This is a genomic window from Herbidospora sp. NBRC 101105, assembly GCF_030269205.1.
Classification (GTDB): domain Bacteria; phylum Actinomycetota; class Actinomycetes; order Streptosporangiales; family Streptosporangiaceae; genus Herbidospora; species Herbidospora solisilvae.
In genome coordinates this window covers 657,110-670,186 of the sequence record NZ_BSSX01000004.1, presented here as the reverse complement: position 1 = coordinate 670,186, position 13,077 = coordinate 657,110, and the positions used below count along the sequence as shown (strand labels likewise).

At 68.4% G+C, this 13,077-nt stretch carries 7 protein-coding genes; all 7 read right to left on the bottom strand.

Annotation, left to right across the window (positions count from 1 at the left end; genetic code table 11):
* On the bottom strand, positions 1 to 1,738 hold a 1,738-nt coding region (locus QSK34_RS20470), incomplete at its 3' end, for a glycoside hydrolase family 95 protein (RefSeq protein WP_285585842.1).
* A gap of 3 nt (positions 1,739 to 1,741) precedes the next feature.
* A complete protein-coding gene (locus QSK34_RS20465; RefSeq protein WP_285585841.1) occupies positions 1,742 to 3,391 on the bottom strand; it encodes a glycoside hydrolase family 27 protein in 1,650 nt (549 codons plus the stop codon).
* Positions 3,392 to 3,402: 11 nt separating this feature from the next.
* Positions 3,403 to 5,208 (bottom strand): family 43 glycosylhydrolase, encoded by a 1,806-nt coding sequence (locus tag QSK34_RS20460; protein WP_285585839.1) that lies wholly within the window; start codon positions 5,206 to 5,208, stop codon positions 3,403 to 3,405.
* Between the two features lie 64 nt (positions 5,209 to 5,272).
* A complete protein-coding gene (locus QSK34_RS20455; RefSeq protein WP_285585838.1) occupies positions 5,273 to 6,739 on the bottom strand; it encodes a non-reducing end alpha-L-arabinofuranosidase family hydrolase in 1,467 nt (488 codons plus the stop codon).
* A gap of 14 nt (positions 6,740 to 6,753) precedes the next feature.
* Complete coding sequence (locus tag QSK34_RS20450) at positions 6,754 to 8,214, bottom strand: glycoside hydrolase family 10 protein (RefSeq protein ID WP_285585837.1); 1,461 nt, start codon at positions 8,212 to 8,214, stop codon at positions 6,754 to 6,756.
* Positions 8,215 to 8,301: 87 nt separating this feature from the next.
* Complete coding sequence (locus tag QSK34_RS20445) at positions 8,302 to 10,353, bottom strand: family 43 glycosylhydrolase (RefSeq protein WP_202610542.1); 2,052 nt, start codon at positions 10,351 to 10,353, stop codon at positions 8,302 to 8,304.
* Positions 10,350 to 13,046: a beta-L-arabinofuranosidase domain-containing protein gene (locus tag QSK34_RS20440; protein WP_285585836.1), complete on the bottom strand. Its 2,697-nt coding sequence runs from the start codon at positions 13,044 to 13,046 to the stop codon at positions 10,350 to 10,352. Before QSK34_RS20440 ends, QSK34_RS20445 begins: the two co-directional genes overlap by 4 nt.
* Positions 13,047 to 13,077: the final 31 nt, after the last annotated feature.

The following is a 13,077-nucleotide window of genomic DNA, read 5'->3' as shown; positions in this document are numbered from 1 at the left end:
TCGGGGCGAGCCGGTCGCGGGCGGCCAGGACCTGGGTGCGGAAGGTGGCGTCCACGCCGAGGGTCTGGCTGGCCTGGGCGCAGCCGTTGAACAGGTCGCGCAGGATCTGGTTGTCCATCGTCGGCCCCGCGCAGACCGACACCCCGTTGTGGTGGCCCAGCTCCGGGGAGTTGGAGGGGTTGGTGACCAGGTAGCCGAGGCTGGGTTCGGTGACGAGGGTGTCGAGGAAGAACTGGGCGGCGCCTTTCATGGCGGGGTAGTAGGTGCGCAGGAAGTCCAGGTCGCCGGTGAAGGTGTAGTGCTCCCAGATCAGGGTGGCGAGCCAGGCGCCGCCGGTCTGCCACATGCCCCAGAAGGCGCCGTCGACGACTGAGGTGGCACGCCAGGCGTCGGTGTTGTGGTGGGTGACCCAGCCGCCGGCGTTGTACTGCGCCTGGGCGGTGCGGGCGCCGGTGACCGTCAGGTCGCTGATCATCTTGAAGACGGGGTCGAAGCACTCCGACAAGTTGGTGGTGTCGGCGTGCCAGTAGTTCATCGGCAGGTTGGCGTTGATCGTGTACTTCGAATCCCACGACGGGGTCAGGGAGTCGTTCCAGATGCCCTGCAGGTTGGCCGGTTGGGTGCCGGGCCGGGAGGAGGAGATGAGCAGGTAACGCCCGAACTGGAACAGCAGGGCGGCGAACTGGGGGTCGTTGACGCTGTTGTGCTGGGCGATGCGCACGTCGGTGGGCTGGTCGGCGGCCGAGGTGCGGCCCAGGTCCAGGGTGGCCCGGTTGAACAGCGTCTGGTAGTCGGCGATGTGCCGGCCGCGCAGGTCGGTCCAGGTGCGGCCCGCGGCGGCGGTCAGGTGCCCGCGGGCGATGCCCTGGTAGTCGCCGGTGACGTCGCGGTAGTTCTTGTAGCTGGACCCGATGGAGACCAGCACGGTCACGCTGTTGGCCTGGCGGACCTGCACGGTCCCGCCCGAGCTGGTCACGGTCCCGCCGTCGGCCACCACCCTGGCCAGGGCGAGGAAACGCACCTGCCCCGGGATGCCCTCGAAGTCCCCCGAGAGCCCGTCCAGCGCGACGGTGGTGCTGTCGGGGCTGCTGCGGGTGACCCGCTGCGGGCTGTCGAAGGTCGCCGAGAAGCTGATCGAGTTCGCGCGGTCGGCGGTCAGCCGGATCGCGATGACCTGGTCGGGCGCGCTGGCGAGGATCTCACGCCGGTAGCGGATGCCGTTCTGGGCGTAGGTGGTCACGGTGGTGGCCGTGGTCAGGTCCAGATAGCGGTTGTACTCCGACACGCCGCTGGTGTTGCCGATGGACAACCGCAGGTTGCCGACGGTCTGGTAGGCCAGCTGCCCGGCCGGGCGGCCGAGCATGTTCTGGTCGATGAGGCTCTGGGCCTGGCTCCACTGGTTCTGGAACACCAGATTCCGGATCTGGCTCAGCGAGCCCGAATTACGGCCGCTGCTCTGGTCGTAGGGGCCACCCGCCCAGACGGTGTCCTCGTTGAGCTGCAGACGTTCGACGTCGACGTTGCCGTAGACCATCGCGCCCAGCCGGCCGTTGCCGATCGGCAGCGCGCGCAGCCAGTCGGTGCCGGCGCTCTCGTCGTACCACAGGGCCAGGTCACCGGCCTCGGCCGGGGGCGCGGCGGCGGCCCTGGCGACCGCCGTCCACTGGAAAGGGAGCAGGGCCGCTCCGGCGCCCGCGGCGCCGAACTGAAGGATCTTCCTGCGGGAGATGTCGGACATTCCCTACCCCCTGGTCCAGCGCTGGTTCGAGGCGCCGGTGCAGGTCCAGATCTGGATCCGGGCGTTGTTGGCGGTGGAGGCTCCCGACACGTCCAGGCACTTGTTCGCGCCGATGGCGGTGATGCTGCCGTCGCCGTTGAAGCGCCACTTCTGGTTGTTCTGGCCGTTGCAGTCCCAGATGAGGACGCCGGTGCCGTCGGCGGTGCCGTTGTTGTTCACGTCGAGGCACTTGTTGCCGTAGACGCGCAGCTCACCGGCGGCGGTGGAGGTCCACTGCTGGTTGCTCTGGCCGTTGCAGTCCCAGAGCACCACGGCGGTGCCGTTGGCCTGGGAGGCGCCGGTGACGTCCACGCACCGGTTCGAGGCCACGCCCCGCAGCGGGCTGGTCGAGGCCGTGGGCGTCGGGGAGGGCGACGGCGAGGTGGGCGTGCCGCCGCTGACGCGGTAGACGACCGTGCCGTGGGCGGGCACGCTGGCCGAGATGGTGCCCGACGTGCTGGTGACCGCGTTGGTCCAGGCGTCGCGCAGGTTGAAGGAGGTGCCCGACAGGCCGATGGCGGCGGCGCTGGTGCTGATCGTGGTGGTGCTGCCGCCCTGGTTGAACAGGGCCACCGCGACGTCGCCGTTGCTGAGGCGCTTGGCCAGGATGCGGCGGGTGCCGTCGTTGCTGATCTGGAGCGCCTGCAGGCCGAGAGTGTCCTGGTTGATGGCGATCAGGTTGGCGTTCTTCATGATCGTGGAGGTGGCGTTGTCCATGTTCCGGACGTCGTTGCCCGCGATCAGCGGCGCGGCCATGATCGCCCACAGGGCGAAGTGGCTGCGCATCTCGGTGTCGGTCATCCCGCCCCGGCCGACCACCATCATGTCGGGGTCGTTGAACGAGCCGGGCGCGGCGTAGCCCGACAGCGGCGCGTTCACGTTGACGATGTTCTGGATGCCCATCGGGTAGCCGTTGGTCTGGCCCGAGTTCCAGGTGTTGGTGATGTCCTCGGTGGTGCGCCAGATGTTGGCGACGTCACCCCAGTTGCGGCGCGGTCCCGTCTTGTCGTGGATGCTGTTCGGGTTGATGCTGTACAGGATCGGCCGGCCGGTGGCGGCGAGCGCGTCACGCATCTTGGCGAAGGCCCTGACCTGGTCGTCCATGGTGCCGGTGGGGGAGCACCAGTCGTACTTGAGGTAGTCGACGCCCCAGGCGGCGAACTGGCGGGCGTCCTGGACCTCGTGGTTCAGGGCGCCGGTCGCGCCGGGGTAGGAGTTGAAGTACTGCGCGCAGGTCTTGTCGAGCGGCGCCTGGTAGATGCCGAACTTCATGCCGCGGGCGTGGATGTAGTCACCCAGCGCCTTCATGCCGCTGGGGAAGCGCGACAGGTTGGGCTGGAGGTTCCCGGCGGAGTCGCGGTTCGGGTCCATCCAGCAGTCGTCCACGACGACGTACTGATAACCGAGGTCGCGCATGCCGTTGGCGACCATCGCGTCGGTGGTCTGCTTGATCAGCGTCTCGTTGATGTTGCACCCGAAGGTGTTCCAGGTGTTCCACCCCATCGGCGGGGTGCGGCCTACTCCGTTGTTCAACGCCTGCGCCTGGCTCACGGGGGTCAGCGCCACGGCCACGACCGTCAGTGCCAGCAGCGCGCGGGTGGTTTTCCTGCTCATGGGAGCTCCTGTCACTGGAAGGAGGCGTCGTCGATGTACAGCCCGTCGGTCCCGGCGGCCGTCTCGACGTAGAAGGAGGCGTTGGTCAGGGTGCCGGTCCACGACACGGTCGCGGTGCCGGTGAGCTGGGTCCAGCCGTTCGTGTTGACCGTCTGGGCGGGGGTGAGCTGGAGGTAGCTCGTCGTGCCGTTGGCGGTGAGCGTCAGCGTCGCCTTCGCGCTCGGGGTCCCGCTCTGCGAGCGCACCCAGACGCTGGTGGTGTAGCTCTTGCCGTTGGTGAGCTGCGCGGTCACGTTCTGGTGCGGGCCCTGCCAGGAGGCGGTACGCCCGGAGTTGAGCAGCGACCGGCTGCCGGCGTGGGCCACGTTGGTCGCGGAGGAGAGGGAACCGCCGGAGGAGGTCCAGCCCGTGGTGCCGTCTTCCATGGCGCCGTTGGTCAGCAGGTTGCCGCCGCTGCCGCCTCCGCCGGTGAACTGCCACCAGTTGAGGTTGAACAGGTAGCCGCTGTTGCCGGCGAAGCGCAGGTAGAGGTCACGCGTGCCGGTCGCGCCCGAGATGGGGCAGGTGACCGTGCTCCAGTTCTGCCAGCCGCCGGTCCCGGCGACGTTGCAGGTGCCCACGAGCGTGCCGGTGGCGGAGCCGAGCCGGACCTCGATCCGGCCGCCGCTGGTGCCGGAGGCGACCCGGGCGGTGAAGGAGGACGCCCCGGTGCCGAAGGCCACACCCTTGACCTTGATGTAGTCGCCGTTCTCGATGAACCCGACGTTCATCCCGCCCTCGGAGGAGACCTCCGTCTCCACACCCGACGACCAGGCGATCGTCTCGGCCTCCTGGCGCACGTAGGGGTTGAGCGTGCCCACCTGGGGCGGCCCGGCGGTGGTCATGTTGATGGTCGGGATGGTGCCGTCGCCGTTGTAGGTGAACTTCTCCACCGCCACCGACCTGGTGTAACCGCTGCCGCCCGGCAGCGCGCCGTTGTGGTAGAAGAAGTACGACCCGCCCGCGAAGTCGACGACCCCGGCGTGGTTGGTGAAGCTCGCCCCTTGGCGCGGCATGACCGTTCCCCGGTACGTCCACGGCCCGGTGGCACTCGGAGCCGTCGAGTACGCGATGAACTCCGAGCAACACTCGGCCGCGAACACGTTGTAGTAGAGGCCGTTCCGCTTGTAGACCCAGGGCCCCTCCTCGTAGAGGGTCGGCCGCTGGGCGTTGCCGCTGCGCGCGCCGAACCCGGCGGCGGTCAGCGAGACGTAGTTGATCCCGCCGGAGTAGGAGATCATGTCGCTGTTCAGCCGGACGTAGGCCAGCCGGGGGTTGCCCCAGTACAGGTAGGCCTGGCCGTCGTCGTCGATGATGACGTTGGGGTCGATCTCGTTGTTGTCGACCAGCGGTCGGCCCAGCGCGTCGGTGAAGGGCCCGGTGGGACTGTTCGAGACGCCCACGCCGATGACCATGCGGCCGGTGGAGCGCTGGCGGACCGGGACGTACCAGTAGAACTTGTTGTTGCGATAGGCCACGTGGCCGGCCCAGGCGTTGGCGTCGGCCCAGGAGAAGGTGGCCAGGCTCATCGGCGAACCGTGGTCGGTCCAGTTCGCCATGTCCGAGGAGGAGTAGACGCGCCAGTCGCGCATCGTGAAGTAGGTGGAGCCGTCCTCGTCGTGGCCGGTGTAGAGGTAGACGCGGCCGTTGTGGACGAGCGGCGCGGGGTCGGCGGTGTAGATCGTCTGCACGATCGGGTTGTCGGCCCTGGCCGACGTGGCGGGCAGCAGGGCCGTCAGGCAGAGCAGGCCCGTGATCCAGGCCAGCCGGGCTCTCATGGTGCTCCTTTCCACGTGGGGACGGTGGGCCCGGCCGTGCGCCGGGCCCACCGTGGTCACGTCGTCAGCGCTGGAGGGTCAGCAGGCCCGGCCGGTAGGGCAGGAGGCCGTAGTCGACGCCGTTGGAGTTGGGGTTGCGGCCCTGGTAGAGCAGCTGCAGGTTGCAGGGGTCGACCGTCATGGTCTGGTCGGCGCTGGTGCGCAGGAGCTCACCGTGGCTGATGTCGTTGGTCCAGGTCGCGCCACTGTTGGCCTTGCCCGCGAACGGGTTGGACTCGGTGGTGGCGTTCGGGGTCCACGTGCCGCCCAGGCTGGTGGCGGTGAAGGAGCGGAAGTAGCGGCCCTGCGAGCCGATCGCCTCGACGATCATCAGGTAGCGCTGCTGGCCGGCCAGCTTGTAGACCTGGACCGCCTCGAACAGGTTGTTCGTGGTGTCGGTCATGATGGTCTGGTAGCTGGTGCCGAAGCTGCCCGGGAAGTTGCCGATCGGCATGCTGGCCCGGTAGATGCGGCCGTTGTCACCGGCGAAGAACAGGTACATGTTCTGGTCGTCGCCGATGAGCGCCTGGTCGATCGGGCCGGTGGCCGAGTTGGAGATGCTGCCCGAGAACAGCGTCTGCGGCGAGGACCAGCCGTTGGCGTTGGTCGGGTTGGAGGAGGTCCGGTAGGAGAACGCCGCGCCGCCCCACTGGTAGGCCAGCACCCAGATGCTCTTGGGCGCGAAGTAGAACAACGACGGCGCGACCGTGCCCGAGTTCATCGGGTTCTGGGTGGCCGAGGCCATCTGCGAGTAGTTGGTGAACAGGGAGAAGTTCATCGAACCCCAGCTCGACCCGAAGTCGTGCGTGGTGGCGTAGACGAGCTGCTGCCCGTTGTACGGGGCGACGGTGAAGTCCTTCAGCGACACCCAGCCCGAACGCGGCTGCGCCAGCGCGCCGGTCGAGGTCCAGCGGTAGGTCGTGGGCAGGTTGCAGCCGCCGGTGGGCGTCGGCGAGGGCGACGGGCTCGGGTTGCCGCCGCCGACCTGGACGAGCTGCCACTGCTGGTTGTTGCCGCCCCAGTCGTCGTACTGGACGATGTTGGCGTTGTCGGCCGTGGACGCGCCCTGCACCTCAAGCGCCTTGTTGCTGTGGCGCGCGATGAAGCGCACGTAGCCGCCCGCGCTGTCGGCCAGGCGCCACTGCTGGTTGGTGCCGTTGCCGTCGCTCCACTGGATGATCGCCGCGCCGTTGGCGGTGGAGACGCCGGAGACGTCGAGCACCTTGCCGCTGTGGCGGGACTTGATCCGGTAGTAGCCGCCGCCGGAGTCGACGAACTGCCACTGCTGCTGGTTCTGGTCGTTGCGGGTCCACTGGGTGATGCGGGCGCCGTCGTTGGTCGCCAGGTTGTAGACGTCGAGGGCCTTGCCGCTGTTGCGGTTGACCAGGACGTACCAGGCGTTGGTGTCGACGGTGGCGGCGTTGGCCGACGGTAAGGCCACGAACAGCGCCGCCACCAGAGCGGCGATGACGGCAATGGGTTTGAACTTCACGTTTTACTCCGATTTCATCCGACTTGGACGAGTTGCCACTGCTGGTTGGCGCCGTTCCAGTCGTCGTACTGGACGATGTTGGCGCCGTCGGCCGTGGAGGCTCCCTGAACCTCCAGGACCTTGTTGCTGTGCCGGCTGACGAGGCGGACGTATCCGCCGCTGTCGGCCACACGCCACTGCTGGTTCGTGCCGTTGAGGTCGGTCCACTGGACGATCGCCCCGCCGTTGGCGGTGGAGAAGCCGGAGACGTCCAGCACCTTGTTGCTCAGGCGGGACTTGAGCCGGTACCAGCCGCTTCCCGAGTCCACGAACTGCCACTGCTGGTTGTTGCCGTTGTTGCGGGTCCACTGGGTGATGCGGGCGCCGTCGGCCGTGGACAGGCCGTAGACGTCGAGCGCCTTGCCGCTGGTGCGGTTGAGCAGCACGTACCACGCACTGGTGTTGATCGGCCCGCCCGGCGTCGGGGTGGGCGTCGGGGACGGGGTGTTGCCGTTGTTGAGCGCACTCAGGACCGAGTTGTAGGCGGCCTTCTTGTTGCCCGAGGAGTCGAACAGCAGCGGGTTCTCGCCGGTTCGCCATGAGTCGCTGTCGCGGATGCCCCACACCGTGATGCCGTTGCACCGCGCCACGTTCAGGCAGGCACGGGTCACCGTCGCGAAGATGTTGGCCTGGTTGGAGCCCTGCGCGACGTCCAGTTCGGTGATCTGGACGTCGACGCCGAGGTCGGCGAAGCGCTGGAGGTTGGCCTGGTAGTCACCGGAGATCGAGGTGCCCAGGTGGGACTGGAAGCCGACGCAGTCGATCGGGACGCCGCGCGCCTTGAAGTCGCGCACCATGTTGTAGATGCCGGTGCTCTTGGCGTTGATCCCGTCGGTGTTGTAGTCGTTGTAGCAGAGCTTGGCCCCGGGGTCGGCCGCCCGCGCGGCCCGGAAGGCCGCCTCGATCCAGTCGTTGCCGGTGCGCTGGAGGTTGGAGTCGCGGCGTCCGCCGCTGCCGCCGTCGGCGAAGGCCTCGTTGACGACGTCCCAGGAGTGGATCTTCCCCCGGTAGTAGGTGGCGACCCGCGTGACGTGGTTGATCATCGCGCTGCGCAGGTCGGAGCCCTCCATGCCGCGCGCCCAGGTCGGCTGCTGCTGGTGCCAGAGCAGGGCGTGGCCGCGGATCTTCATGCCGCGCGCGATCGCGTGGTTGGCGATCCGGTCGCCGTTGCTGAAGTTGAAGCTGTTGCGCGAGGGTTCGGTCGCGTCCCACTTCATCTCGTTCTCGGCGGTGACCTGGTTGAACTCCCGGTTCAGGATGTTCATGTACGTCGAGTCGCCCATCCGGCCCGCGGCGATGGCCGCGCCGAAGTAGCGCCCGCCGCGTTCGGCCGCCGAGGCGCCCAGTGTCGAGGCGGCGTCGGCCGGCCCGGTGAGCGTCACCGACAGGCCGGCGCCGAGCAGCGCCGCGGTGACCAAGGACAAGATTCGTTTCATGAACGGGGTCGCCTTTCTTGGGTAGGGGGGTCGCCCGGTCGCCCGGTCCGTCGTCCTGCCACGAACGGACCGGGCGGCTGAGAACGGCTAGGGAGTGGTGAGGTCGAAGCGGTTCACGGTCACCGCTCCGCCGAGCGCGCTGGTGGCGTAGTTGAAGATGCCGAACCGGTAGCCCATGAAGAACTGCCAGGCGTTGTTCAACGTGAAGGCCGGGCCGAGCGTGGTGAAGTTCGTCCCGTCGGTGCTGTAGGAGAAGCGGGCGGTGCGTCCGGAACCCGGCCGGATGTCGGCGTTCACCCGCAACCAGATCTTGCCGCCGGAGATGTTCGCGCCGGCCTGTTCGCTGCCGGTGCCGGTGGTCGCCCAGCTGCTGTTCATGGTCAGCCCGTTGGTCATCGAGACCCGGTAGGCGCCGTTGTCGCGTCTGACCCCGATCCAGGCCGACTGGTCACGCAGCATCGCCAGGCCGGCCCGGTCGCCGTTGGCCATCTGCGAGTAGTCGAGCTCGATCGTCGCCGTGGACGTCGGTCCCTGGATGCGGTGGGTCAGGGTGTTGCGGGCGTTGTAGAGGTCGTTGGTCACGGTCGCGGTCTGCAGGCGCAGGCCGTTGCCGGTGGAGAAGCGGCTCGTGTCGGGGTTGTGGTTCCACTCCCACCGGTGGCCGAGGCTGCTCCCGGAGAAGGTGTCCGGGCCGATCATTGAGGCGACCGTGCGGTTGGTCTGGATGTTCGGCTTGGGGTAGTTCACGCCCCAGCCGCCGTTCACCGTCTGGATCACCGGCCAGTCGTTCACCCAGTTGATCGGCGCGAGCGCCGGCACCCGGCCGCCCGGGTAGGCGTCGACGAACGACATGTAGTACCAGGCGCCGCTCTGGGTCTGGACCAGCCCGCCCTGGTGCGGCGTGCCGCCGCCGGAGATCGGGCTGGGCATGTTGAGCAGCACCTGCTGCATCGTGTACGGGCCCCACGGCGAGGTGGAGCGCAGCACGTACTGGCCGTTGGCGGGGCGGGTGAGCCAGATGTAGTAGTAGTTGCCGCGCTTGTAGAAGCGCGCGCCCTCCAGGGTGCCCACGCTGCTCGGGGTCTGGAAGACCTGCTGGGCGCGCACCTGGCTGAGGCCGTCGGCCGAGAGCTGGGCGACGCTGATCGTCCCGTTGCCGTAGGCGACGTACATCGTGTCGTTGGTGTCGATCAGCAGGCCGGCGTCGTAGTAGCACTGGTTCATCCGGGCCCGCTTGGTCCACGTGCCGTCGACGGCCGAGGCGGTGTAGACGTAGGTGCGGTTGAACTCGGTGCAGCCGTACCAGTAGTAGGTGCTGTTACTGGGCCGGTAGTTCAGCGTCGAGGCCCAGATGCCCTTCACGTACGCGCGCCCGCCGTTGAGGTCGTAGGCGTTCGAGTCGAAGTCGAGGCGCGGGACCGAGTGGCCCGCGTACTCCCAGTCGACCAGGTTGTAGGAGCGCAGGATCGGCGCGCCCGGCGAGTAGTGCATGGTCGAGGCGGAGTAGTAGTAGGCGTCGCCGACCCGGATGATGTCGCCGTCGGCGAAGTCCTGCCAGACCACCGGGTTGGTGTAGTTGCCGCCGGGGTTGGGCGTGGGAGTGGGCGTGGGGGTCGGGGTGGCACCGCCGACCGGCACGAACTGCCACTGCTGGTTGGCGCCGCCCCAGTCGTCGTACTGGACGATGTTGCCGCCGTCGGCCGTGGAGGCGCTCTGCACTTCCAGGGCCTTGTTGCTGTGCCGCGCGATCAGCCGGACGTAGCCGTCGGGGGAGTCGGCGAGCCGCCACTGCTGGTTGGTGCCGTTGAGGTCGGTCCACTGGACGACGGCCGCGCCGTTGGCGGTGGAGACGCCGGAGACGTCGAGCACCTTGCCGCTGAGGCGCGACTTCACGCGGTAGTAGCCGCCGCCGGAGTCGACGAACTGCCACTGCTGCTGGTTGCCGTTGTTACGGGTCCACTGGGTGATGCGGGCCCCGTCGTTGGTCGCCAGGTTGTAGACGTCGAGGGCCTTGCCGCTGTTGCGGTTGATCAGCACGTACCACGCGTTGGTGTCGACCGTCGCGGCCGACGCCTGCTGGGTGGTGATGAAGGCACCCACCAGCAGTAACGAGGAGAGGATCGCCAGCAGGCGTCTCACAGGAACCTCCAGAGGTTGTTGGCCGAGCCGTTGTCGTCCGAGAGCACGACTTGTGCGCCCTGCGCCGTCCCGCTGAGGCCGAGGACCCGGCCGCCGTTGGCGCACTGGATGCGGAAGGCGGCGTTGGACCCGTACCGCAGGCGCCAGCGGTGGTCGCTGGTGCCGTTGTCGGCCCACTGCACGACGCGGGAGCCGGCGGCGGTGGCGGCGTTCTCCACGCCGAGCACCTTCTGGCTGTTGGAGTTGCGCAGGCGCAGGTAGCCGCCGGTGTCGACGATCGCCGTCCACAGGTGGTCGGCGGTGCCGGTGTCGCCCCACTGCACGACGAGCGCGCCGTCGGCGGTGGACATGTTCGTGACGCCCAGGACCATGCCGGTGCCGACGTTCTGGATGCGCCGCGCGCCGTTCGGCACGAACCGCCACAGGTTGTCGCCGCTGCCGTTGTCGGAGTCCTGGACGGCCTGCGCGCCGTTGGCCGTGGAGCCGTTCTGGGTGCCGAGCAGCTTGGAGCTGTTCACGTTGCGGATCTTGACCGCGCCGTCGCCGTTGTCGGTGATCGTCCAGCGGTGGTCGGCGGTGCCGTTGTCGGCCCACTGGAGCACGCGGGCGTTGTCGGCCGTCGACATGTTCTCCACGCCCAGCACCTTGTTGCTGTTGACGTTGCGGAAGCGCAGGGCGTTGCCGTCGACGATGGGCACCCAGTCGTGGTCGGCGGTGCCGTTGTCGGTCCACTGCAACGCGAGGCCGCCGTCGGCGGTGGACATGTTCTGGATGCCGAGCGCCAGGCCGCTGGCCGCGTTGATCAGGCGGAAGCTGGCCGAGCCGCCGCCACCCCCGCCGCTGGTGGCGAAGTAGACGACGTAGTTGTGGTTGTGGGCGTCGTAGAACGGGCCGAGGTTGATCGAGCCGTTGGCGGTGAACGCCAGCGACGACGTGCTCGTGCGGGTGATCGTCGAGGGGGTCAGGGCCGGGGCCGCCGACAGGGAGGTGTTGCCGTAGTTGCCCGACAACACGACCGGGCCGTACATGATCGCCTGGAGGTTCGGGTTGTCGTTGGCGGCCTTCATGACCACGCGCATCGGGAGCTGCACGGTCACGGTGTCGCCCGAGGTCCAGTTGCGTGTCAGCGCCGCGTAGGTGCCCGGGGTGGTGGTGATGTTCTGCTGCACCCCGTTGACGCTGATCGTCGCGCCCAGGGTCCAGCCCGGGATGCGGATCTGCATCGTCCACGAACCGCTCACGTTGCCGGTGACCTGCAACGACGTGGTGTCGGTGACCGGGTAGGAGGTGGTCTGGGTGACCGTGATGCCGCGCTGCGACCAGTTGAGCGTCGAGGGCTGGAACAGGTTCACGAAGAGCGTGGTGCCGTTGTGGAAGTAGATCGAGTCCATCAGCTTGGTGTTGGTCTCGATGCCGGTGCCCTGGCAGCACCACATGGAGTTGTAGTCGGTGCTCCACGTGCCGCCGCCCCAGGCCGGGCCGACGCCGCGCCGCCCGCCGGGGTTGAGGGGGGTGAAGTAGGTGACGTGGCCGCGTGCGTCGGCCGGGTTCTGCTGCCCGATCAGGTGGTTGATCAGCGCGTTCTCGTAGAAGTCGAAGTAGTCGGCCCGCGCCGGGTTGAGCTGCCAGAGCTCCCGGGTGAGCTTGAGCATGTTGTAGGTGTTGCACGCCTCCCCGGTGTCGCGGCTCAGGTAGCCGGCGATGGCGTTGGGGGCGCGGAAGTGCTCGGCCTGGCTGTTGGAGCCGTTGGCGTAGCTGTGCGCGTTGACGGTCATGGTCCAGGCGTTGGACGCGATGTCGCGGTAGCGCGTCGTGCCGGTGGCCTTGTACTCGCGGGCCGCGCCGATCCACTTGGGCACCTGCGTGTTGGCGTGCAGGCCGTTGAGCTGGTCCTGGTTGTTGGCCAGCGGGTTGAAGACGGCGGCGTGGTCGAACCGCTGGGCGGTGGCCAGCCAGCGGGAGTCGCCGGTCATCTGGTAGATGTCGGTCAGCACGGCGTTCATGCCGCCGAACTCGGTGCCGAGCATCGACTGCATCTGGCTCGACGACAACCGCGCGGTCCGGGTGTCGACCCAGCCGGCCAGGTTGAGCAGCACCGTCCTGGCCTCGGTGTTGCCGATCAGCCGCCACACGTCCAGCAGCCCGGCGAGCGTCTTGTGGATGCAGTAGTAGGGCACGTTGCCGTTCGACAGCGTGCGGTTCTCCACCGCGGTGATGTCCGACTCGGGGAAGCCCGACAGGTAGCCGTTGGACGCCTGGCACTTGGCCAGCTCGGCGACCATGTAGTTGGCCTTGTCCCGGCAGGTCGTGTCGCCGAGCACGGCGTAGGCCTGCGCCCAGGCGGTCAGGAAGTGGCCCTGCATGTGGGAGCGGAAGGGGAAGTTCGGGGCGTCCCACCCGCCGTTGGACGCGGCCCCGTTCGTGGATCGGCCGTGGTTGGCGCGGAAGACGTACAGCAACCGGTCGACGTCGACGAACCGCAGGTAGGCGAGGGTGCGGTTCTGGTTGTCGAGCCAGCGGCCGGAGGTGAGCCGCACCTGGCCGAGGTCGAATTCGTAGGCGGACACGCCGATGTCGGCGCGCGCCCAGGGAAGTGCGGCCTGGGCGGCGGAGGCGCCGATCACCTGGCCGGCGGCCGAGAACGCGACGGTCGCGCCCGCGGCCTGGAAGAGCTGGCGACGGCTCAAGGACATGGGGGAGCTCCTCGGGTATGGGGTGAGACGA

Coding starts and splice junctions, on each gene's coding strand:
- QSK34_RS20465 (WP_285585841.1), bottom strand. CDS start 3,391: ATGAGCAGGAAAACCACCCGCGCGCTGCTGGCACTGACGGTCGTGGCC.
- QSK34_RS20460 (WP_285585839.1), bottom strand. CDS start 5,208: ATGAGAGCCCGGCTGGCCTGGATCACGGGCCTGCTCTGCCTGACGGCC.
- QSK34_RS20450 (WP_285585837.1), bottom strand. CDS start 8,214: ATGAAACGAATCTTGTCCTTGGTCACCGCGGCGCTGCTCGGCGCCGGC.
- QSK34_RS20440 (WP_285585836.1), bottom strand. CDS start 13,046: ATGTCCTTGAGCCGTCGCCAGCTCTTCCAGGCCGCGGGCGCGACCGTC.